Source organism: Chitinilyticum litopenaei DSM 21440 (assembly GCF_000428145.1).
Taxonomy (GTDB): domain Bacteria; phylum Pseudomonadota; class Gammaproteobacteria; order Burkholderiales; family Chitinibacteraceae; genus Chitinilyticum; species Chitinilyticum litopenaei.
Genome location: NZ_ATZJ01000001.1, coordinates 248,964 through 270,076, shown reverse-complemented (window position 1 = coordinate 270,076; position 21,113 = coordinate 248,964). Strand labels below are relative to the sequence as shown.

At 62.2% G+C, this 21,113-nt stretch carries 18 protein-coding genes; 13 read left to right on the top strand and 5 right to left on the bottom strand.

The window, feature by feature from the left end; genetic code table 11:
* Positions 1-19: 19 nt before the first annotated feature.
* Positions 20-481 (bottom strand): threonine/serine exporter family protein, encoded by a 462-nt coding sequence (locus C515_RS0101340; protein WP_028454057.1) that lies wholly within the window; start codon positions 479-481, stop codon positions 20-22.
* A gap of 10 nt (positions 482-491) precedes the next feature.
* Positions 492-1,292: a threonine/serine exporter family protein gene (locus C515_RS0101335; RefSeq protein ID WP_043647616.1), complete on the bottom strand. Its 801-nt coding sequence runs from the start codon at positions 1,290-1,292 to the stop codon at positions 492-494.
* A 225-nt stretch (positions 1,293-1,517) separates the two neighbouring features.
* Between C515_RS0101335 and proB the strand changes: the two genes are divergently transcribed.
* The 3 genes from proB to C515_RS0101320 all read left to right on the top strand — a co-directional run bounded on the left by proB (position 1,518) and on the right by C515_RS0101320 (position 4,973).
* On the top strand, positions 1,518-2,645 hold the full coding sequence (proB, locus tag C515_RS0101330; RefSeq protein WP_028454055.1) for a glutamate 5-kinase: 1,128 nt from the start codon (positions 1,518-1,520) through the stop codon (positions 2,643-2,645).
* 326 nt (positions 2,646-2,971) lie between these two features.
* Positions 2,972-3,949, top strand: coding sequence for a DUF6929 family protein (locus C515_RS0101325; protein WP_211233953.1), 978 nt, complete (start codon positions 2,972-2,974; stop codon positions 3,947-3,949).
* Positions 3,950-4,157: 208 nt separating this feature from the next.
* Positions 4,158-4,973 (top strand): transporter substrate-binding domain-containing protein, encoded by an 816-nt coding sequence (locus tag C515_RS0101320; RefSeq protein ID WP_028454053.1) that lies wholly within the window; start codon positions 4,158-4,160, stop codon positions 4,971-4,973.
* Positions 4,974-5,093: 120 nt separating this feature from the next.
* Here the strand turns inward: C515_RS0101320 and C515_RS22130 are convergent, their stop codons facing one another.
* Entirely contained in the window at positions 5,094-7,400 is a 2,307-nt protein-coding gene (locus tag C515_RS22130; RefSeq protein ID WP_158380758.1) for an extracellular solute-binding protein, read from the bottom strand.
* Positions 7,401-7,564: 164 nt separating this feature from the next.
* Here C515_RS22130 and glmU point away from each other — a divergent pair, with 164 nt between their 5' ends.
* Positions 7,565-8,932, top strand: a complete 1,368-nt coding sequence (gene glmU, locus C515_RS0101310; protein ID WP_043647614.1) for a bifunctional UDP-N-acetylglucosamine diphosphorylase/glucosamine-1-phosphate N-acetyltransferase GlmU — start codon at positions 7,565-7,567, stop codon at positions 8,930-8,932.
* Between the two features lie 3 nt (positions 8,933-8,935).
* Here glmU and C515_RS22125 read toward each other — a convergent pair whose 3' ends face one another.
* The gene (locus tag C515_RS22125; protein WP_051304496.1) at positions 8,936-9,682 is read right to left on the bottom strand and encodes a hypothetical protein; all 747 of its coding nucleotides are present in this window, start codon (positions 9,680-9,682) and stop codon (positions 8,936-8,938) included.
* 297 nt (positions 9,683-9,979) lie between these two features.
* Between C515_RS22125 and C515_RS22120 the strand changes: the two genes are divergently transcribed.
* Positions 9,980-10,585 (top strand): UPF0149 family protein, encoded by a 606-nt coding sequence (locus tag C515_RS22120; RefSeq protein ID WP_051304495.1) that lies wholly within the window; start codon positions 9,980-9,982, stop codon positions 10,583-10,585.
* Positions 10,586-10,846: 261 nt separating this feature from the next.
* Here the strand turns inward: C515_RS22120 and C515_RS0101295 are convergent, their stop codons facing one another.
* Entirely contained in the window at positions 10,847-11,590 is a 744-nt protein-coding gene (locus C515_RS0101295) for a glycosyltransferase family 2 protein (protein ID WP_028454051.1), read from the bottom strand.
* Between the two features lie 92 nt (positions 11,591-11,682).
* On the opposite strand from C515_RS0101295, the gene C515_RS0101290 reads away from it, so the two are divergent.
* From C515_RS0101290 to C515_RS0101255, 8 genes are read left to right on the top strand one after another with little or no spacing between them, the layout of a single operon-like run.
* A complete protein-coding gene (locus tag C515_RS0101290; RefSeq protein WP_028454050.1) occupies positions 11,683-12,687 on the top strand; it encodes an NAD-dependent epimerase in 1,005 nt (334 codons plus the stop codon).
* A complete protein-coding gene (gene rfaQ, locus C515_RS0101285) occupies positions 12,680-13,792 on the top strand; it encodes a putative lipopolysaccharide heptosyltransferase III (RefSeq protein WP_245574968.1) in 1,113 nt (370 codons plus the stop codon). Before C515_RS0101290 ends, rfaQ begins: the two co-directional genes overlap by 8 nt.
* The gene (locus C515_RS0101280) at positions 13,789-14,925 is read left to right on the top strand and encodes a glycosyltransferase family 4 protein (RefSeq protein WP_043647612.1); all 1,137 of its coding nucleotides are present in this window, start codon (positions 13,789-13,791) and stop codon (positions 14,923-14,925) included. The genes rfaQ and C515_RS0101280 overlap by 4 nt, the downstream gene beginning before the upstream one ends.
* Entirely contained in the window at positions 14,922-16,046 is a 1,125-nt protein-coding gene (locus C515_RS0101275) for a glycosyltransferase family 4 protein (RefSeq protein ID WP_043647610.1), read from the top strand. Before C515_RS0101280 ends, C515_RS0101275 begins: the two co-directional genes overlap by 4 nt.
* Positions 16,043-17,026, top strand: a complete 984-nt coding sequence (locus C515_RS0101270) for a glycosyltransferase family 9 protein (RefSeq protein WP_028454046.1) — start codon at positions 16,043-16,045, stop codon at positions 17,024-17,026. The genes C515_RS0101275 and C515_RS0101270 overlap by 4 nt, the downstream gene beginning before the upstream one ends.
* Positions 17,026-18,834: an asparagine synthase (glutamine-hydrolyzing) gene (gene asnB / locus C515_RS0101265; RefSeq protein ID WP_028454045.1), complete on the top strand. Its 1,809-nt coding sequence runs from the start codon at positions 17,026-17,028 to the stop codon at positions 18,832-18,834. Before C515_RS0101270 ends, asnB begins: the two co-directional genes overlap by 1 nt.
* Positions 18,831-19,946, top strand: a complete 1,116-nt coding sequence (locus C515_RS0101260; protein ID WP_028454044.1) for a glycosyltransferase family 4 protein — start codon at positions 18,831-18,833, stop codon at positions 19,944-19,946. The genes asnB and C515_RS0101260 overlap by 4 nt, the downstream gene beginning before the upstream one ends.
* Positions 19,937-21,109 (top strand): glycosyltransferase family 4 protein, encoded by a 1,173-nt coding sequence (locus C515_RS0101255; RefSeq protein ID WP_028454043.1) that lies wholly within the window; start codon positions 19,937-19,939, stop codon positions 21,107-21,109. The genes C515_RS0101260 and C515_RS0101255 overlap by 10 nt, the downstream gene beginning before the upstream one ends.
* Positions 21,110-21,113 lie beyond the last annotated feature (4 nt).

Here is a 21,113-nt window from a genome sequence, read left to right as displayed (position 1 = left end):
TGCCTCACACCTCACACCTTCAATGATGCTGGTGCTTGGGCCACAGCAGGTGCGGCGCGGCGATGCCGAAGGCCAGCGCCAGCACGATCATGCTGGCCTTGACGATGTTGACCCCGGCGCTGACCAGGATGGCCTCGCCGGCGGCGTTGGCTTGCAGCTTGGCGATACCCAGCAGGCCCTGCACAGCCTTGTACATGAAGGTGCCCGGAATCATCGGGATCGCCGCCGAAATCGCGTACATCAGCGGCACATCACGCTGGCGGCGCCCCCACCACTCGGCCGCGAAACCGATCAGCAAGGCGGCGATCAGCGTGCCGAACACGATGTCGGCGCCGCCGAAATCCATCGCCAGCTTGCGCGCGGCATGGCCGGCAATCGCCAGCACGCCGCAGGCCAGCAGCGCGCGCGGCGGTACATTGAACAAGAGGGCAAAACCCAGCGCCGCCGGCGCCGCCCACAATTCGATCAGCCAGGCTTGCATGTCGATTCCCTCAGCTCAGAAAGCGCAGCGCGACGCTGACGCCGATGGCGATGCCCAGCACGATCATCGCGCTCATGGTCAGGCGCACCATGCCGTTCAGGTAATTGGCGACCAGCATGTCGGATGCACCATTGATCAGCGGTACGCCGGGAATCAGAAACAGTACCGAGGCGGCCAGCGCGGCGTCCGGCGTCGCGGTGAAACGCTGCAGCAGACCGACGACCAGCAGTGCAACAAAGCTGGCGGCAATCGCGAACAGCACGGGCTTGAAGCCGCGCGCCAGCAGCACGAAGCGCACCGCCACCCCCAGTCCCGCACCCAGCGTGGTGATCAGCACCGCGCCGGCGTCGCCGCCAAACAGCGCGGCAAAGGCGCCGCAGGACACGCCGATCAGAATGGCCATCAGCCAGCGCGGGTAATGCGGCTTGTGCCGGGCGATGGCTGCCAGGCCTTCACGAAAGGCGTCGGCGGAGAGCTGGCCGTCTTCCAGCGCCTCGAGGCAGCGCTCGATGTCGCTGAGGTTGGTGAAATTGGCGCCGACATGCGGCGCGCGGCGAAACGCCGTTTCGCGCTCGGTGCCGCGCTCGATGGTCAGGCCGATGTTCAGCGAGGAGACCACGGTATCGGCGCGCACCGCGCCCAGCGCCAGCGCGCTGCGGTGCATGGTCGAAGCCGCGCGCGCCGTGTCGCCGCCGGAGAGGTGCACCAGCAGGCCAGCCTGCAGCGCCAGATCAAGCACTTCGGTCAGCGGCAGTTCGGGAAGGGTTTTGACGGTTTCCATGCGCACGAGTGTAGGAAAGAATTGCGACACGCGGTTTGCCGGGCATCAAGCCCGGTCGGGATCGGCAACAGCCCCACGGGTATAGCCACCCGGCCAATACAGGACGAGGGCTTTGAGCCAATACAAGGGAATGTATTGGCAATGCCGTCGGTCGGCAAGCGTCGCGATATAATGCCCGCACCATCGACCAGCCAGGTGTCGCCCGTTGCTCGAAGCGGGCCGCCTTCTCCTACCCCGTTTTGCCGGAAATCCGCCATGTCGCCCAGCCTGATCCAGTCCGCCCACCGCATCGTCGTCAAGGTCGGCTCCAGCCTCGTCACCAATGACGGCAAGGGGCTGGATGCGCACGCGCTGGCGCGCTGGGCCAGCGAAATCGCCCAGCTGATGCAGCAGGGCAAGCAGGTGGTGCTGGTCAGCTCCGGCGCGGTCGCCGAGGGCGTGGCGCGGCTGGGCTGGTCGCAAAAACCCACCGCCATCCACGAAAAACAGGCCGCCGCCGCCGTGGGCCAGATGGGCCTGTGCGAAGCCTACGAAAAGGCGTTTCGCCAGCACAATCTGAATACCGCGCAGGTGCTGCTCACGCACGAAGACCTGCGCGACCGCACCCGTTACCTGAACGCGCGCTCGACGCTGCTGACGCTGCTCAATCTCGGCGTCATTCCCATCATCAACGAGAACGACACCGTGGTCACCGCCGAAATCAAGTTCGGCGACAACGACACGCTGGGTGCGCTGGTGACAAACCTGATCGAAGGCGACGCGCTGATCATCCTTACCGACCAGACCGGCCTCTTCACCGCCGACCCGCGCCGCGATCCGGCCGCCACGCTGGTGCAGGACGCCATCGCCGGCGACCCGCAGCTGGAAATCATGGCCGGCGGCGCGGGGTCGAGCGTCGGCACCGGCGGCATGTACACCAAGATCGTCGCCGCCAAACGCGCGGCGCGCAGCGGCGCGGCAACCATCATCGCCTGCGGCCGCGAGGCAAACGTGCTGACCCGCCTGGCCGCGGGCGAGCGCATCGGCACGCAGCTCACCGCCGACACCTCGCCGCTGGCGGCAAAAAAGCAGTGGATCGCCGATCACCTGCAGCTCGCCGGGCGCGTGGTGCTCGATGCCGGTGCGATCCGCGCGGTCAAGCAGGCCGGCTCCAGCCTGCTGCCCATCGGTGTCACCGCCGTCGAGGGTGAATTCCTGCGCGGCGAGGTCGTCGCCTGCGTCGACACCGACGGCCGCGAAATCGCCCGTGGGCTGATCAACTACAGCGCGGCGGAAACGCGGCGCATCCTGCGTCTGCCCACCGGGCAGATCGAAGCGGCGCTGGGCTATATCGACGAGCCCGAACTGATCCACCGCGACAATATGGTCGTTGCCGGTCACTGATTACCGGCAAGCCAGGCAAATCCATGCCTGCCTCTGAACTTGTCTTCCAGGCTGCCATCATTCAGCCAGCCTTGCGGCCTTGCGCGCTTTCACAAGCGCCGTACGGTAGGCCTTGCGCACAGCATCGTCAGTCTTTCGGAAGACTGGCATCAACACCACTGACTACCAAGCAAAAAACCACGCCGAAAACTTGACTTTTCATGTAACAAAAGTGAAATATATTGACCTAACAGACTGACGGATGGGCATTTCATCAGGAATGAACCTCACGCAGCAAACAAGGTGCGCAATGTTTCCCTGTTCATACCCTTTGTGAGCGTACTGCCATGATGAAACCGATTTTGCTGCCCGCACTAACTGCCGTGCTGATGGCCTCCGCCTATGCGTCTCCCAAACTGGAGATCAGTCCGGCGGTTCTGAATGCCGACCTGCCCTCCGCATCTGGCCTGAGCGCGCGCGGCCGCTCGCTGTTTGCCGTCGGCGATGATTCGCCGTGGCTGTTCGAGCTGAACCGCCAATTCCAGATCACTGGCAAGCAGCTGATCAAGGATTACCCGGTTGAGGCCAACGGCCGCATCCCGAAAAAGATCAAGCCGGACTACGAAGCCATGACCCAGGTGCGTATTGGCAAGCAATACTGGCGCATCGTGCTGGGCTCGGGCAGCAAGGCTGATGTCCGCGAATGGGGCTACATGCTGTCGGCTGACCAGCAGACCAAGCTGGAACGCAACCTCAAGCCGCTGTACGCGCAACTGTACGCAGCCAGCGGCTTCAGCGGCGAAGAAACCCTGAACATCGAAGGTCTGGCCACCGCCGGCGGCCACGCTTACGTGTTCAACCGCGGCAACTCGGGCAGCAACCTGATTTTCCGTCTGGACCAGGCCGAATTCATTGCCTACATGCAAGGCAAGCTGGAACAAGTCAGCAAGCTGGATGTGTTCAAGGTCAGCCTGCCGCGCATCAGCAACTTTGAAGCCGGGCTGTCCGGTGGTGATTTCTGGCCGCAAGCAAACAGCCTGGTTTACACCGCTTCGGTGGAAGCCACCGGCGATGCCTATAACGATGGCGCGATTCTGGGCAGCTTCGTTGGCCTGATTCCGCTCGACAGCTTCGTGCCCGGTCAGACTATCGACCTGGCCCCGAGCTCGGTTCTGCTGACCCGCAAGGGCCAGGCTGTGATTACCAAGCTTGAATCGATCGCAATAACCGAAGCCGATACCGATGAAATCGAAGGCGTGCTGGTCAGCGACAATGACAATGGCACCAGCGAATTCTTCCGCTTCGAGCTGGAACTGAACGACTAAGCCTTAGCAGCCGTAGTCCAACGAGCCTGCTCCCGACCAGTTCGGGAACAGGCTTGCAGCAGAAATCCGCCTGGTGCAGCCCTGCAAAACCCCGGGCTGCTCGCTAGGCTCTGCCCAGTTTCCCTCTTGCCGGCATGGCGCAGCCTTCGAATTCGACTGGCAGCGCCAGCCCCTTTACTGCCCACACGCCCAAGCCTGGATCACCAACATGCGCCAATTGCTGCTGGCAAGCTTGCTTGCCATTACCTCTCTCGCCAATGCGAACACCAACGATCTCGAGTCCATCAAGAAAAAAGGCGAGATCCTGATCGGGGTAAAGGATTCTTCCCCGCCGTTTTCACAACTGGACCCGAAAACCCGTGTCTTGCGCGGCTACGATATTGAATTTGCGCAGGGCATCGCGCGCAGATTGGGCGTCAAGCCCACCTTCATCACGCTTGAATCCGACGACCGGATTCCGGCACTGAAGCAGGAGCAGGTCGATATGGTGGTCGCCGATCTGACACGTACCCGTGATCGCGAAAAGGAAATCGATTTCAGCATCGGTTACTTTGTCACTGAGGACAAAGTACTGGCGAAAAAGGGACGGTTCAAACAGGACTCCGACCTCGCAAGCGCCCGACTCGGTGCAACGGCCACGTCCAGCACGGCCAAGATGCTGCGCAAGAATTATCCGCAAGCCAAGCTGAGCGAGTTTGAAGACAAGCCGGAAATCGTCAAGGCGCTGCTGGAAAACAAGATCGATGGCGCAGTGGCCGACGGCCCGGTACTGGCAAGCTTTCAGGCCCGACTGCCGATCAGTGTGCGCGACCAGTACGAAGTGTCCGATTTTGCCCTGAGCGTCAAAATCATCGGCGTTGGCCTGCGCAAGAATGAAAAGGAATTGCGCGCGGCAGTCGATGCTGCACTGGTCGACATGGAAAAAGCCGGTGAGGCGGCCAAGATCTTTGATCGCTGGTTCGGTTCCGGCAGTGCCGAGCCGATGAGCCGGATCTTCACCATCAGCCCCTACCGCGCCCACTAAAGCGAGCGCCGCCACAAGCAACTCTTGCGGCAGGTATAGGCCGAAAACCTAAGCACAAAAAAGCCGGCGGGCATATACCCGCTGGCTTTTTCATGACAATTTGCCGCCACAACCGCGATTCTAGCGCCGGGCCACCTCGGCCATGCGGCGGGCGGCTTCGGTCGCGCTCATCTCGCTGCCCCAGTACTGGCCGATCACGTCGAACCAGCCACCGCGCACATTGTCCTGCACGGCCATATTGTGCGCCCAGGATGGCACCAGCACCTGTTTCTCGGCGGCCTGTGCAAAATCGCGCGCCGACTGGCGGGCATAGTCGTCGAAGCGCGACAGGTCGGCATCGGTGCGCGCCGGGATGTTGCCCTTGTGGAAGTTGAACGCCTCCTGGCCCTCCTTGCTCATCAAGAGCGAGGCAAAGTCGCGCTGGGCGGCTTCGAGCTTGGCATTGGCCTGGCGGAACATGGTCAGCGTATCGGCGGCGAAGCTGTATTCGCCATTCGGCGTCGGGGTCGGCCAGCAGTAGTAATCCTGTCCCTGTACCTTGCCGGCCTGCGCAAACTCGGCCTTGGACCAGTCGCCCATGATCTGGAAGGCGGCGCGTCCGGTGATGACATCGGCGGTGGCCAGATTCCAGTCGCGCCCGACGGCATCCACCGTACAGTAGGGCTTGAGCTGCTTGAGCGTTTCCAGCGCGCGGATCATCGTCTGCCCGGTCAGCGCCGAGGGGTCGAGCTTGCTGAAGGCGGCCAGATAGAATTGCGCGCCGCCCAGGCCCAGTGCCAGCGCCTCGAACACGGTGGCGACCTGCCAGCTCTGCTCGCTGTGCGCGATGGCCGGAATGCCGGCCTGCTTGAGCTTTTCACACAGCGCGAAGAAACTGTTCCAGTCGCTGGGCGCCTGGCGCACGCCGACGCGGTTCACCAGCGTGGCATTCACCCACATCATGTTGGTGCGCGCCACCCCCAGCGGCACGGCAACATAGCGGCCATCGGCCTGCATCATCTTGTCGAGCACTGCCGGCAGGATGCGCGACCATTGCTGCTCGGAGGCCAGCGGGGTCAGGTCGGCGCAGACGCCCATCTTCGCCCAGTTCTGGATCTTCACACCGCCAATGGCCGCCGCAGTCGGCGCATTGCCGCTGTCGACGCGCGTTTTCAGCGAGGCCATCGGGTCGCCCACGCCATGCACGTCCATCCAGTGGTGGCCCATGGCATTGAGGCGGGTCTTGATTTCCGAAACGGCCCGAGCTTCGCCGGCGGCCGTCCACCAGTGCAGCACTTCCACATCGGCCAGCTTGAAGCGGCCGACGATTTCCAGCAGCTTGCCGGCACGCTCGTCGATGCCCTTCAGGCTCTTGCTGGCATGATTCAGCGCGGCATCGGTGGCCTGCGTCATCGTGTCGATCTGCTCGGCGGTGTGGGCAATCGAGGTGGTCGCTTCCGATTGCTCGCGCGTGGCACCGGCAATCTCGCGCACCAGGCCCACCACCTGCCCCATGCGGTCGCGGATGCCGAGAATCGCGCTGCGCGCCTCATTGGCGCGCTCGACACCGGCGCTGACCTGCTCGGCCGTCTTTTTCATGCTGGTCATGGCATGGGCGGTTTCGGTGCCGACGGTTTCGATGCGACGGGCAATTTCCACGGTAGCCTGGCTGGTGCGCTCGGCCAGCTTGCGCACTTCATCGGCCACCACGGCAAAGCCGCGGCCCTGTTCGCCGGCGCGTGCGGCTTCGATGGCGGCGTTCAGCGCCAGCAGATTGGTCTGGTCGGCAATGTCCTTGATCACGCCGACGATGCCGCTGATTTCCTGCGAGCTGCGCGACAGCTCATCCATGGTCTTGCCCAGCAGTTGCATGGAATCGGCGACGCGCTCGACCTCTTCGGCCACGCGGCCCACGCTGGACGCGCTTTCGCTCGAGAGCTGCTCGGTTTCGCCGACCACCGCATCCATGTCGCTGGCATTGCCGGCAATGTGCGAGATGCTGACGGTGATTTCCTCGATGGTCGCCGCCGACGAGGAGGAATAATCGGACTGCGTGCGCGTGTCCTTGGTCATCTGCCCCGTGACGGCGGTCAGCTCGTGCAGGCCCAGCGCCAGGCCTTCCATTTCGCGCTGCACATCGCGAAAGATGCCCTGCATCATCGCCAGGAAACCGTTGAAATCGCGCGCCAGCTTGTTGTTCTCCGCATCGGGCAGGCGCAGGTCCAGATTGCCGCTGCCGCGACCCAGCTCGTCCAGTGCCGACTCCAGTGCGGCATAGGGGCGCAGGGCGCGGGCGACCTGCCAGCCCAGCAGTGCGGCCAGCGCCACCAGCGTGGCCAGGGCAATGAGCCAGGCCTCCAGGCCGGCGTTGCTGGTGAGCAGCACGGCCACCAGACCCAGCGCGGAAACGAGGCAGGCAATCAGAATGACGCGCATTGAAATCGTCATGGTTTTCCCTTCTTGCTCGGCAATGAAATCAGTGCCTTTCATTGTAGGCGCGAAAACTGACGCTGCCCAATGGCCGCACAACTCGTGTAGGTATTACACCCGCCCGGAATCGCCAGCAATTGCGCTAAAATGCGCCGCATTCATTCCTCCGGATTCTTTCCGTCATGAGTCTCGACGTCGTCATCCTCGCCGCCGGCCGCGGCACGCGCATGTACTCCAGCCTGCCGAAAGTGCTGCACCGCATCGCCGGCAAACCGCTGCTGGGTCATGTGATCGACACCGCGCGCCAGCTCGCGCCGCGCCAGCTCACCGTTGTCTACGGTTTCGGCGGCGAGGCGGTGCTGCAGGAATTTGCCGGCCAGAATGACCTCGCCTGGGCGCTGCAGGCCGAGCAGCTGGGCACCGGCCACGCGCTCGCGCAGGCGCTGCCGCATGTGCAGGGCGACACCACGCTGATGCTCTACGGCGACGTGCCATTGACACGACTGACCACGCTCAAGGCGCTGCTGGCGGCGGTCGACGGCGGCAAGCTCGGCATTCTCACCGACGTACTGGATGACGCCACCGGCTACGGCCGCATTGTCCGCAATGCTGAAGGCCGCGTGACGCACATCGTCGAGCAGAAGGATGCGACGCCGGAAGAAGCGGCGATCCGCGAAATGAACACCGGCATCCTTGCCCTGCCCACCGCGAAGCTGGCCGGCTGGCTGGCCGAGCTGAAGAACGACAACGCGCAGGGCGAGTACTACGCCACCGACCTGATCGCCCTGGCCGTGCGTGATGGCATCGAAATCGCCACCGTCCACCCGCAGGATCACTGGGAGGCCGAGGGTGTCAACAACAAGCTGCAGCTGGCAACGCTTGAGCGCATCCACCAGCACAATCAGGCCGTCGCGCTGATGAAGGCAGGGATCACACTGCGTGATCTGTCGCGCTTTGATCTGCGCGGCATACTTACGCACGGCATGGACGTCAGCATCGACGTCAACTGCGTGTTCGAAGGCGAGGTGACGCTGGGCAATAATGTGCAGATCGGCGCGAACTGCGTGCTGAAAAACGTGATGATCGCCGACAACGCCATCATCCATCCCTTCTGCCATCTGGAAGACGCCAGCGTCGGCGCGGGCAGCCTGATCGGCCCCTACGCGCGGCTGCGCCCCGGCGCCGAGCTGGCGGACGGCGTGCACATCGGCAATTTCGTCGAGGTGAAAAAGGCCAGCGTCGGCAGCGGCAGCAAGGTCAACCACCTCAGCTACATCGGCGATGCGACCATCGGCAGCGGCAGCAATATCGGCGCGGGCACCATCACCTGCAATTACGACGGCGTGAACAAGTTCCGGACCGTCATCGGCAACGATGTCTTCGTCGGCTCGAACAACTGCCTCGTCGCCCCGGTGACGCTGGGCGACGGCGCAACCACCGGCGCGGGCTCGGTGATCAGCAAGGACGCGCCGGCCGGCCAGCTGACCGTTGCACGCGCAAAGCAGGTAACGCTGGCCAACTGGCAGCGCCCGGTGAAGCAGGACAAGTAATCCTCAGGCCGCGGCCAGCAAGGCCTGCAGCCTGCGATAGAACGGCGCCTCGCGCTCGTACTGGCCCGCCGGCAGGGTATGGCGATCACGTTCGAGCATCGCCAGAATATTGCCGACGCTGTCCCGGTAGCTGGCCAGCTCGCTGCTTGGACGATCGGCTCGCAGCGTGGTGCGCCCGGTTTCGAGATTGATGCTGGAGAAGCTCAGCTGCATCGTAAACACATGCTGCAGCAGATCGCCCTCGTCCAGCCCCGTCGTCGCCTGCTCCCAGGCCTGGACGAATCCGGCCGGCGCGTCCTGCGGCGGGAAGCTGCCGGTGCGGGCCAGGCCAACGTCGAAGAACTGGTCACCATCCAGATCGACGCCATAGCCCGCCGGCAAGAGCAGGTTGGCCGCACCTTCCTCGCTGAGCGACGCGACATTGATCGGCTCCGCCAGACTGTGCGCCTCCTGCAGCACGGCCAGATCCGCCGGCGGCAGGTTTTGCAGGTAGGCTTTTGCCGCCTGCAGGCCATTGGCCTGGTAGGCCTTGTTCAACAGGCTGGCAAAGCGCAATTGCTGCTCGGCCGGCCGACCCACCGAGTCGTCGTGCAAGGCCTGCACCGGCCCCAGCGCAGCGCGGGCCGCGGCAACATCGCCGGACGCGGCCTGCTGCAGGGCTTGCTGAAAGCCGGCAAAAAAGGCCTCATCCGGCCGGGCCCTGTAATAGCGCCGCCAGGCTGGCAGCTCGTTGCTGATGGCAAAGCTCATATTGACCAGCTCCGTCGCAATTGGGTCAGCAAACGAAAGCAATCGCCATGCCATTTGTGCGCTTGCCATTGCGGACAACGCCCAGGCTCTGTTGAGATTTGATTAGTTTTTACGCAGCCCCGCCAACTAGCCGGGCGCGAAGCCAAGCGCAAGTCAATACGGGTATTGACGAGCATTGGCGACAAAGCATCCGGCAAGCATGGCGGGGCTGCCCTGCACGCGATTGGCCGGCTCCGCACTTTGCCGGTATCCTGTGGCGATTCGTGGCAAGCGCGCCACCCGCCCAGGAATGCCAGCATGACCAACACCGCCAGCCCCGCCCTCACCGAAGCCGAACTCGATCAGCTCGACCAGTTCCTTGCCCGCCACCAGGACCAGGACGGCCTGGATGTCAGCATGCTGCACGGCTTTCTGACCGCCATCCTGATTTCGCCGGTACAGCTGCATCCGCAGAACTGGATGCCGCGCGTCAGCGGTCCGGATGCACCGCCGAAATTCCAGTCACAGGCCGAATCGGAAGTCATCACCGCACTGATCCTGCGGCTTTACAACGAAACCGCCGAGGCGCTGAATGCCGAGGAAGCCGTCGAGCAATTCGACCCGGTGCTGTATTTCGATGAAAACGGCAAACCGGATTGCAGCGGCTGGAGCCTCGGTTTCGTGATCGGCATGCACCTGTTTGCCGAAGACGTCTGGACACCGTATTTCGACCGTGAAGACACCGCCACGCTGCTGAGCCTGGTGATGGCGCTGGCCGCGCCCGAATCGACCGCCGAGCTGCAAAAGCAGCTGCCGCCCGATGTCGACGTACAGGAAGCCATCGCCGCCGAACTGGCGATCTTCGTTGTCGAACTCAAGAACCGCATCGCCGAGATCGAAGCCGAGCTGAAGCAGGGCAAGTAAGAAAAATGCGAGGTATGGCTATGCAGCCCCTTGTTTGAAAAGGCTACAGGTCAATACCCTGCAATGAATCAAGCTAGGGTGCGCAAATCCCGCAGGGGGTTGCGCACCGGAACGCGGTTCAAATTAATCAGCGGCGCCTGTTCAACGGGCAGCTTTGGCGACAGCCGGAGTAGGGGCGATTAGCAAAGCGTAATCCTCCGGATGCGCGATGTTGTACGAATACGCTTCGCTATTCGTACCTACCGCGCTTGTGCCACACGGTCACCTTATCTGCATCTTCAGAAAGCGGTAATACACCGTCTCGGCATTGAAGATCGCCACCATCAGCCCCGCCCTGCCATCGAGAAAACCCAGCCGCAGGAAGTAGGTGCGCAGAAAGGCCCACAGCCCGCGCGTCACCGCCTTGCCGACGCTGGCGCTTTCGCCGCGCGCAAGGCGCTGCTGCGCGCCGAGGCTGGAGTAGTGTTCGAGTTTCCTGAGCACGTCGCTGTAGCTCTCGTACGAGTAGTGCAGCAGCTCGCCATCCAGCCGCGCCGCGCGGCCGGCAAAGCGCAGGCTTTCGTGCACCAGATCCTCGGAAAAGCGCGCGCTGCCGCGCTTGAACAGCCGTGCGATCCAGTCCGGATACCAGCCGGAATGGCGCATCCAGTGGCCGCAGAATGAGGAGAGGCGGTTGAGCTCGTACACGTCGGCCTGCGGATTACCGATCGCCGCGACGATGCTGGCGGCGAGTTCCCTGGAAACCACTTCGTCGGCGTCGATCAGGAAGATCCAGTCGGTTTCCAGCAGTGCGACCGCGCGGTTTTTCTGGATGCCGAAACCCGGCCAGTCGGCGCTTTGGTGAATCTTCACGCCATGGCGCTCGGCGATCGACAGCGTCTCGTCGGTGCTGCCGGAATCGAGCAGCACCACCTCATCGGCAAAACCGAGCGAGGCGAGGCATTCATCCAGCCGCAACGCGGCATTTTTGGTAATCAGGGCGACGCCCAGTGTAGGGGTGGTCATAGTTCGGCAAACGCGGTATCAACAGAGCAAGCTGATATAATCGGCGATTTGCAGCGGGCGGCACAAGCCGCCCTACCGAGATAGGGTAGCCCATGAACATTCTGGTGACCGGCAGCGCCGGCTTTATTGGCATGCACCTGTGCGAGCGCCTGCTGGCGCTGGGTCACAGCATCACGGGCATCGACAACTGCAACGATTACTATGACCCGGCATTGAAAGCCGCGCGGCTGGCGCGGCTCGAGGGTCAGGCCAACTACCGTTTCATCCGGCAAGACGTGGCCGATACCGCGACGCAAACGCTGATCCGCGACGGCGGTTTCGACGCGGTCGTGCATCTTGCCGCGCAGGCCGGTGTGCGCTATTCGCTGCAGCAGCCGCTGGCGTACAGCGCGTCCAACCTCACCGGCTTCACCCAGATTCTCGAAGGCTGCCGCCATGGCAAGGTCGGCCATCTGATTTTTGCCAGCTCGTCGAGCGTGTACGGCGGCAACCGCAAGCTGCCCTTTGCCGAGACCGACCCGACCGACCATCCGGTGAGCTTCTACGCCGCGACCAAGAAGGCCAACGAAGGCATGGCGCACGCCTACGCGCACCTCTACGGCCTGCCGGTGACCGGCTTGCGCTTCTTTACCGTCTACGGCCCCTGGGGCCGGCCGGACATGGCCTATTTCAGCTTCGCGCAGAAGATCATGCGCGGCGAAACCATCGACGTGTTCAACCACGGCCAGATGCGCCGCGACTTCACCTACATCGACGACATCGTCGAAGGCATCGTGCGTTTGCTGCCCTTGCCGCCGCAGAACAACCCAAATTTCAACCTGTTAAAACCGGCCAACGGCAGCAGCTGGGCGCCGTATCGCATCCTGAATATCGGCGGCAGCAATCCGGTGAACCTGATGGATTTCATCGGCACGCTGGAAAAGCATCTTGGCCGCGAGGCTGACAAGCGCTTCCTGCCGATGCAGGACGGCGACGTGCTGGAAACGGCCGCCGACACCACGGCGCTCACCCGCGTCATCGGCGAAGTGAATCCGATCAATATCGACGAGGGCCTGCGCCGCTTTGTGGTCTGGTTCAAGGATTTCTACGGTGTCTGAGCGCCTCATCGTCGCCAGCCCGCTGCCGCGCCCGCAGGTGAAGCGCGCGCTGGTGATCAAGCTGCGCCACCACGGTGACGTATTGCTCGCCAGCCCAGTAATCGCGGAACTTGCAGCTCAATACCCCGAGGCCGAGATCGACGCACTGGTGTACCACGACACGCGCGAGATGCTCAGCCTGCATCCGGGACTGAGCCAATTGCACACCATCGGCCGCGACTGGCGCACGCTGAACCCGCTGGCGCAACTCAAGCGCTGGTGGCCGCTGTTCCAGACGCTGAAAGGCAGCCAGTACGATCTGATCGTGAATCTCACCGATCACTGGCACGGTGCGCGGCTAGCCCGCTGGCTGAAGCCGGCGCTGTCGGTCGCCCCGAAGGCGCAGCGCGAGAGCAAGTGGGCCGAGCGTGCCTGGAAGAAATCCTTTACCCACCTGTTCCCGATTCCGCGCGGCAATACCCGCCACACGGTGGAAATGCACCTCGACGCACTGCGCCGCATCGGCATTCAGCCAGTCAAAAAGGCGCTGCAATTTGTCGCCGGTGAAGCGGCGGATGCCAGCGTCGCACAGAAACTGGCCGCAGCCGGCGTCGAAGCCAAACGCTTCATCCTGATCCACCCGACCTCGCGCTGGCTGTTCAAGACCTGGCCAGTAGCGCATATGGCGGCACTGATTGATGCGCTGACCGCGCGTGGCGAGCAGGTGGTGCTGTCGGCCGCGCCGGCCAAGGCGGAAATGGACTGGGTTGCACAACTGAACGCCGCGCTCGTACGCCCGGTGGCGCTCGATCTCTCAGGCCAGCTGAACCTGAAAGAACTCGGCGCGCTGATCGGCGCGGCGAAAGCGTTTGTCGGCGTTGATTCGGTGCCCATGCATCTGGCTGCTGCGCAGCAGACCCCGACGGTGGCGCTGTTCGGCCCGTCCGGCAATATCGAATGGGGACCCTGGCAGGTGCCGCATCGCCTGCTCACCGCCGATTTCCCCTGCCGTCCCTGCGGCCAGGACGGTTGCGGCGGCGGCAAGGTCAGCGATTGCCTCACCGCCATCGTGCCAGAACGTGTACTGGCAGCACTGGATGAGCTGCTCGCGGAGGTGGGTCGATGATCCGTCTCGCGATTGTCCGGCAGAAATACAACCCGCACGGCGGCGCCGAGCGCTTTGTCACCCGTGCGCTGCAGGCGCTGAACCAGCGGCAGGCACTCGATGTGACGCTGCTGGCGCGCAGCTGGGAAGACGGTGGCAACTGGCACTGCGAAAAGCTGCGCCCCTTCCATCTGGGCCGAGCCTGGCGCGAAAAAGCCTTTGCCCGCGCGGCGCAGCAGCAATTCCACCGTTTCAATCTGGTGCAAAGCCACGAGCGCATTCCCGGCTGCGACATTTTCCGCGCCGGCGACGGTGTGCATGCCGTGTGGCTCGAACAGTACGCCCGTACTCAGACGCCGCTGGCCAACCGGCTACGCGGCTACAGCCCCTTTCACCGCCACATTCTGGCGGCGGAAGTCGCGATGTTTGCCGACCCGAAGCTCAAAATGGTGATCTGCAACTCGAAACTGGTGAAACAGCAGATTTCCAGCGGTTTCCATGTGCCGGATGAGAAGCTGTGCGTGATCTACAACGGCGTCGATACCGGGGCCTTCAGCCCGAAGGTGGCGGAAAAATACCGTTATATCCAGCGCCAGGCCTGGGGCATTCCGCAACATGCGCCGCTGCTGGCCTACGTGGGATCCGGCTATGAGCGCAAGGGGGTATCAGTCTGCTTGCAAGTTATTGCAAGGGCTGAAGATGTATACATTGTTGTTGCCGGGCACGACAAGGCTCGCAAGCGCTACGAACAGCAGGCAGCAGCACTGGGCGTGAGCGAACGTGTGCGTTTCCTCGGCGCGGTCAACGATGTGAAGCCGGTTTATGGTGCCGCCGATGCGCTCATTTTGCCGACGCTGTACGATCCCTTCCCGAATGTCTGCGTCGAAGCGCTGGCCTGCGGACTGCCGGTGTTCACCAGCACGATGTGTGGCGCGGCGGAATGGATTGCGGAAGGCGAGAACGGCTGGGTCCGCGATGCGCTGGATGTTGACGGCTATGCAGCAGCAATCAGCGACTGGCTGGCGCACAAAGCAGACTGGCCGAATCTGCGCGCCAACGCGCGTGCGACCGCCAAACCCTTTACCCTGGAGCGCATGGGACAGGAGCTGGAAGCCCTGTACGCGCGCCTGCTGACTACGGAATCCGAAGCATGAGCCACACTCCGGCGAAGCCGCGCGCGCTGCGCATCCTGCACACCGAATCCTCCTGCGGCTGGGGCGGCCAGGAAATCCGCATCCTGACGGAAGCCGCCGGCATGATCGCGCGCGGCCACGCCGCGACCATTCTTGCCTGCCCGGATTCGAACATCGCCAAAGCCGCCAAACAGCGTGGCATTCCGGTGGTCGAGCTGCCGATTTTCAAGAAGCGCCCGTGGAGCCTGTGGGCCATGCGCCAGTATCTGGCCCGGCACGCACAGGATTTCGACGTGATCAACACGCACAGCTCGACCGACGCCTGGCTGATCGCGCTGGCTGGCCTCACGGTTTACGGAATGCCGCCGGTGGTGCGCACGCGCCATGTGTCAACGCCTGTGGGTCGCAGACCGGGGACCAACTGGCTCTACCTGTCTGCCACTGCCCATATTGCCACCACTGGCGAACAACTGCGCCGCACACTGCATCAGGATAACGGCTTTCCTCTGGACCGGATGACCTCGGTTCCAACCGGCATTGATCTGGATTATTACCAGCCGCATGACCGGCAAGCCATGCGCGCCAAGCTGCGACTACCCGAGCGCCCAACGCTGGGCATTCTGGCCACCCTGCGCAACTGGAAAGGCCATAGTTATCTGCTCGATGCCTGGAGCAATCTGTGCCAGCGCTTCCCTGATTGGCAGCTGCTGCTGGTTGGTGATGGCCCGCAGCGAAACAATCTGGCGCGCCGTGTGAGTGAGGCTGGCTGGACGAACGTGCATTTCTGCGGCAACCAGGACAATGTTCCCGAATGGCTGTCAGCAATGGATCTGTTTACCTTGCCGTCCTACGGCAGCGAAGGGGTGCCCCAAAGCATCATGCAGGCGATGGCCTGCGGATTGCCGGTGGTCAGCACTCCGGTGGGGGCCATTGCGGAGGCCGTTATTGACGGCGTGACCGGCGTGCTGGTGCCCCCTGAAAATGCCGTTGAACTCGAAGCTGCTCTGGCACGCTTCATGTCAGACCCAACGCGACGTACACAGTTCGGAGAAGCCGGGCTGGCCCGGGCAAGGCAACGTTTCGGCAGTGAACACATGCTTGACCGCATGGAAACCATTTTCAGGGATGCCATTTCCCGATGAAGCGGCGCTTTCTCGTCATCATTGTTGCCCGCTACGGCGATTCCCTGCTGGCAACGCCGGTGCTCCGCGCCCTGAAGCAACGTTATCCAGACTGCACGCTGGACGTACTGGCTCACCCCAAAAGACTGGAAATACTGAAGGGCTTGCCAGAAATCGACCGGCTGGCCGGGATCAGCAAACGCGCCGCCCAAATGCGTGGGTGGCTGCTGCCGCGCCAGTACGATACGGCGCTGGTTTATGGCAACGACATGCCCTTGATTCGCTTTGCCCGTCGGGTCGCACATGACGTCTATGCTTTCGGCAGAGAGAAATCGACCAAGCATCTGCATTGGATTACGCCACCAGCCGAGCTGATGCCGGCTGCACAAGAACGCGCGCTGCTCGCACAAGCGCTGGACCTGTCCATCAGCGACTGGCGGCTGGGCTATCAGGTATCGCCGCAGGAATTTTCTTGGTCAGATGCCTGGCTGGCCACACACCATCTGCAGAGCGGACAAATCATCGGACTGCAACTACAGAGCTTTCCTTCCAAGGCGTACCGTGATTGGCCAATAGCGCATTTCAGAACACTGATCGACCTGCTGCAACAGCACTACCCTGACTGGCCCATCCTGCTGCTAGGTGGTCCGGAAAGCCGGGAGCTGGCTAGCCGGTTGGCGCAACAATATCCGAATAACCATGTCATATCGATTGCTGGCAGCTACCCCTTCCGGCACAGTGCCGCACTGATGGCAAGGCTGGGCCTGTATGTCGGCGTCGATACCGGCCCGACCCATCTGGCCGGCGCACTCCAGATTCCGATGGTGGCGCTCTACCATAGTGCACACCCCGGGCGCTATCTTGCTCCGCAGCAACATCCCGCGCTCCGGGTGATCGAACATCCCGACCACAGCCTGAACCGGGAAGCCCGCATGGCCGACATTCCAGTCGAAGACGTCTGGAAGGCAATCCAGTTCCTCATGCCGAAAGGGGTGCAATAATGTGCGGAGTTGCCGGCTTTTTTGGTCAATCGCCACTCGCACCCTCCGCCCTGGAGGCCGTATTTGCCGCTCTGGCACAACGCGGCCCCGATGCCCGTCACTTTGTCGGCTGGCAGGATAATGGCTCGCGCAGTGATGAAAACTCTGCCTGTCACGGACTGCTGCATACGCGCCTCTCGATTCGCGACCCCCGCCCGGAAGCCGACCAGCCGATGGCCAACGCCGATGGCTCGATCTGGATTTGCTACAACGGTGAGGTCTATGGCTGGGAAGAAGACGCTCGCGAACTCCTGCAGGCTGGTTATACCTTCCAAACCCGCTCGGATACCGAATTCATCCTGCACGCTTATGAGCACTGGGGCTTTGAAGCACTGCTGCCACGCCTGCGCGGCATGTTTGCTCTGGCGATTCTGGACTGGCGAACACGCACCGTGTGGCTGGCACGAGACCGGATGGGGCTCAAGCCACTGCTTTACCGGCACGGCCAAGATGGGGATCTGGCTTTTGGTTCGCTGGTCCGGGCGGTGCTTCCATTTCTTCCAGAGCGCAAGATCGACCCGGAGGGGCTCGCCGCCTACCTGGCTCACCGCTACATCCCGGCCCCGCGCACGATTTTCACAGGCCTGAAGCGGCTGGAAAACGGGCATTACCTGAAGTACTCACTGGGTCAGCGCACGCTGGAGAAAAGGCGATATTGGTTCAGTGAGCCTGAGCCGGGTGATTTTCGGGCAGAGCTCACAAAAGCAGTCGACTTGCGAACGATTGCCGACCGGCCACTGGGGGTGTTTCTCTCCAGCGGCATGGACTCCGCGTTGATTGCCAGCCTGTTGGCCAGCACCGGACATCAATCACTCAGTACGTTTACGGCGTCATTTGCCAACAGCGCCATGGATGAAGCCGACGGTGCGGCGGCCATTGCCCGACACTACGGTCTGCGCAACGAACGCATTGTCATTCCCAACCGCATCGCGGCCGATTTTCCAGACATTATCGCCTCACTGGACGAGCCATTTGCCGACCCATCAGCCTTGCCAATGTGGTATCTGGCTCGTGAAGCCAGCAAAACAGTCAAGGTTGTACTCTGCGGAGATGGTGGTGATGAGCTGTTCGCTGGGTATAAACGCTACCGGCAGCATCTACGCAAAGCCTGGCGCGGGAATTTGCGCCTTCCTTTTCCCTGGCATGCAGATGTGCTCGGGCGCAACAAGCTGGCAGTTGAGGCCAGCCTGGGCTGGCTGGAGTCCTACTCCCTGCGTTTCTCGGGATTTACCCCGCAGCAAAGGGCCGCGCTGCTGCCAACCGTGGCTCCAGATGCGCACTACTGGCGCGAAACACCCATCAGAGGCTCTGCGCTGGAGCAGCTGCTTGAACTTGATCTGGACAATTATCTCCCGGAATACATCCTGCGCAAGGCTGACCTCGTCACCATGGCACACGGACAGGAGGGGCGAGCTCCCTTGCTGGACCATCATTTTGTCCGTCGGGTTCTGGCGCTGCCAAACACAGATCGCTTTACCACACCGCCCAAATCAGCACTTGCTCCGCTTCTGCGCGATCTGCCCAACGGACTGAATCCGCTGCATGGCAAGAAAAAGGGCTTCAACCCGCCGCTTGCCAATTGGTTAAGAGAGGACCTCCGCGAACGCTACGCGGGCCTCGGCGAGCGCCTGCATCGCCATAGCCAAGGGCTACTCGATGCTGCTGCAGTTGAACGCTTTACCGCAGACTACCTCGCCGGCAACGAGCGGCAGGCGGAAAAAATACTGCAGCTTCTGATGCTGGACGAATCCCTAGGGCAACTGGCATGAAAATCGGCTTTATCGATGTCACCGCAACCGTGTCGTTCGGCGGTGTGCAGACGGCAGTCTGGCAACTGGCAATGGCGTTGCATGACCTGGGACATGACGTGCATGTCTTTGGCGGCAAAGGAAACATTTCCCCGGATCTGGGCGGCAGAGCCATCACCATTCACCGGTTTGCGTTTACCCCGCGTGAGCAGGTTCCGAATCTGGGGAGTCGCTTCCGGCGCATCATCGAGCGCCTGTCACTGGCCAGAAATGCCCGCAAAACAGTGACTGAGCTGGACTTCGACTGGCTGATTCTGACCAAGCCCTTCGATTTTTTCTGGCCGTGGCTGATGCCCAAACGATCACGGACACGTTTCTGCTTCATGAGTGGTGGCACCGATTTTTTTCGGGGCGACCGACTGCTGGCCAAACGCATTGAGGCTTGGGTGGCCTGCAGCCATTTCAATGCCTGGCAAATCCAGCATCACTACAAACGCTTTCCGGAAGTCATCTATAACGGCGTCGATATCGCACACTTCCAACCGGGCGATTCCACCGCAATGCGACGACAGCTAGGTATCACCTCACAGGATTTCCTGCTGGCCTTTGCCGGGCGACTGGTCGGCTGGAAAGGCTTGCGGATTGCCATCGAGGCACTGGCACAAACCGGGCGCAAAGACATCCGCTTGCTGATCATCGGCAGCGGCGACGCGGAAATGTCACTGAAAGCATTAAGCGCGCGCCTTAATCTGCAGGAACAGGTGATCTTCCACGGCCCGGTAAAACACGCCGACCTGCCAGCCTATTATGCGGCCTCTGATGCAGGAGTCTTTCCAAGCATTGGCGACGAAGCCTTTGGCATCACTATCGCCGAAGCGATGGCGTGTGGCATTCCGGTGATCGGCAGCCACATTGGTGGTATTCCCGAGGTCATCGGCAATGAAGAACAGTCCGGTCTGCTGGTCACTCCGGGCAGCGCCAGCGCACTGGCTCATGCCATCCTGACCTTGCAGCAGCAGCCCGAGCAGGCACTACGCATGGGCCGGTGGGCACGCAAGCGCATTGTCGACCGTTACACCTGGCAGCAATCTGCCGAACGCCTGCTGACCATACTGGAGCAACGATGCGGCTAGCCTACATTGATCCACAAGGCGTGCCCGGCCATACCGTTGAATCACTGCAGATCCTGCAGAATGTCGACGCCTTTGCCGAAGCCGGACTGGATGTCGAACTGGTCACTCCTCGCGCCATGCTTGATCCGGCAGCCATTCTGGCCAGGCCGCTGCACCCGCGTGTAACCCGCCACGGTCTGCGTGATCACCGCCGTCAATGGTATTTCCCGATCAACAGCCAGAAACTCTTCTTCTGGCAAGTCTGGCGCTGGCTGGCGAAGCACCCGGTGGATGGCATCTATGTTCGCAACCTGAAGCTGGCGGACTGGCTGCTGTCGCGGGGCATCAAGACTCCGCTGTTTTTTGAAACCCATGAGGTATTCGCTCAGACCTATCTGGAAGAACACCCTGTGATGGGTCTGCTCAAACGCTACAAATATCGCAAGCTGCGTCAACGGGAACAGCGGGTGTACCGCCAGGCTCGTGCTGTTTTCGGTCTGACCTCAATGTTGTGCGACGACATTGCTGCCACTTATGGCCCGATACGGGCCTGCCATGTCTTGCCCGACGGTGTCGATCTGACGGCAGCCAATACTTGCTGGCGCGACGAAGCATGGCAGCCGCATTCGCCTCTGCAACTGCTGTATCTGGGCAGCCTGCATCCGTGGAAAGGTATCTCGACCCTGCTTGCCGCAATGTCGCAGGTCGAAGGCGCCATGCTGAATATTGCAGGCGGCAACGAGCCGCGTATCGCCGAACTGCGGCAGGAATGCAATGCGCTAGGCTGCCAGGATCGCGTGCACTTTCTGGGGCCTATCCCGCCTGCCGAGCGGTTCGCGCTGATTGCCAAACATGATGTCTGCATTTTGCCGCTGTCGAAAACCAGCATTGGCAGTCGGTACACTTCGCCACTGAAGCTGTTCGAATACATGGCCATGGGCAAACCGGTCATCGCGGCCGATCTGCCCTCGATTCGCGAGGTTTTGCAGCACAAGCTAAGCGGCTATCTGTTCGAGGCAGAAAATCCCGGTGCACTGGCAACAGCCATCCGCCAGCTGCAAACGAATTCCTCACTGGCCAGCGTGCTGGCGGAACAGGCCAGAGCACTTGTGCTTGATTACACCTGGCTCGCACGTGCACGCAAGCTGAGCAATCACCTAGCTGCCATGACGGAAAAAGGGTGAGAGG

Bases quoted from the DNA above. Each gene is read 5' to 3' on its own strand.
- asnB (WP_028454045.1), top strand. From the start codon at position 17,026: ATGTGCGGAGTTGCCGGCTTTTTTGGTCAATCGCCACTCGCACCCTCC.
- C515_RS0101340 (WP_028454057.1), bottom strand. From the start codon at position 481: ATGCAAGCCTGGCTGATCGAATTGTGGGCGGCGCCGGCGGCGCTGGGT.
- C515_RS0101275 (WP_043647610.1), top strand. From the start codon at position 14,922: ATGAGCCACACTCCGGCGAAGCCGCGCGCGCTGCGCATCCTGCACACC.
- C515_RS0101270 (WP_028454046.1), top strand. From the start codon at position 16,043: ATGAAGCGGCGCTTTCTCGTCATCATTGTTGCCCGCTACGGCGATTCC.
- C515_RS0101290 (WP_028454050.1), top strand. From the start codon at position 11,683: ATGAACATTCTGGTGACCGGCAGCGCCGGCTTTATTGGCATGCACCTG.
- C515_RS0101320 (WP_028454053.1), top strand. From the start codon at position 4,158: ATGCGCCAATTGCTGCTGGCAAGCTTGCTTGCCATTACCTCTCTCGCC.
- C515_RS0101280 (WP_043647612.1), top strand. From the start codon at position 13,789: ATGATCCGTCTCGCGATTGTCCGGCAGAAATACAACCCGCACGGCGGC.
- C515_RS0101295 (WP_028454051.1), bottom strand. From the start codon at position 11,590: ATGACCACCCCTACACTGGGCGTCGCCCTGATTACCAAAAATGCCGCG.
- glmU (WP_043647614.1), top strand. From the start codon at position 7,565: ATGAGTCTCGACGTCGTCATCCTCGCCGCCGGCCGCGGCACGCGCATG.
- C515_RS22130 (WP_158380758.1), bottom strand. From the start codon at position 7,400: ATGACGATTTCAATGCGCGTCATTCTGATTGCCTGCCTCGTTTCCGCG.
- C515_RS0101325 (WP_211233953.1), top strand. From the start codon at position 2,972: ATGATGAAACCGATTTTGCTGCCCGCACTAACTGCCGTGCTGATGGCC.
- proB (WP_028454055.1), top strand. From the start codon at position 1,518: ATGTCGCCCAGCCTGATCCAGTCCGCCCACCGCATCGTCGTCAAGGTC.
- C515_RS22125 (WP_051304496.1), bottom strand. From the start codon at position 9,682: ATGAGCTTTGCCATCAGCAACGAGCTGCCAGCCTGGCGGCGCTATTAC.
- C515_RS0101260 (WP_028454044.1), top strand. From the start codon at position 18,831: ATGAAAATCGGCTTTATCGATGTCACCGCAACCGTGTCGTTCGGCGGT.
- C515_RS0101255 (WP_028454043.1), top strand. From the start codon at position 19,937: ATGCGGCTAGCCTACATTGATCCACAAGGCGTGCCCGGCCATACCGTT.
- C515_RS22120 (WP_051304495.1), top strand. From the start codon at position 9,980: ATGACCAACACCGCCAGCCCCGCCCTCACCGAAGCCGAACTCGATCAG.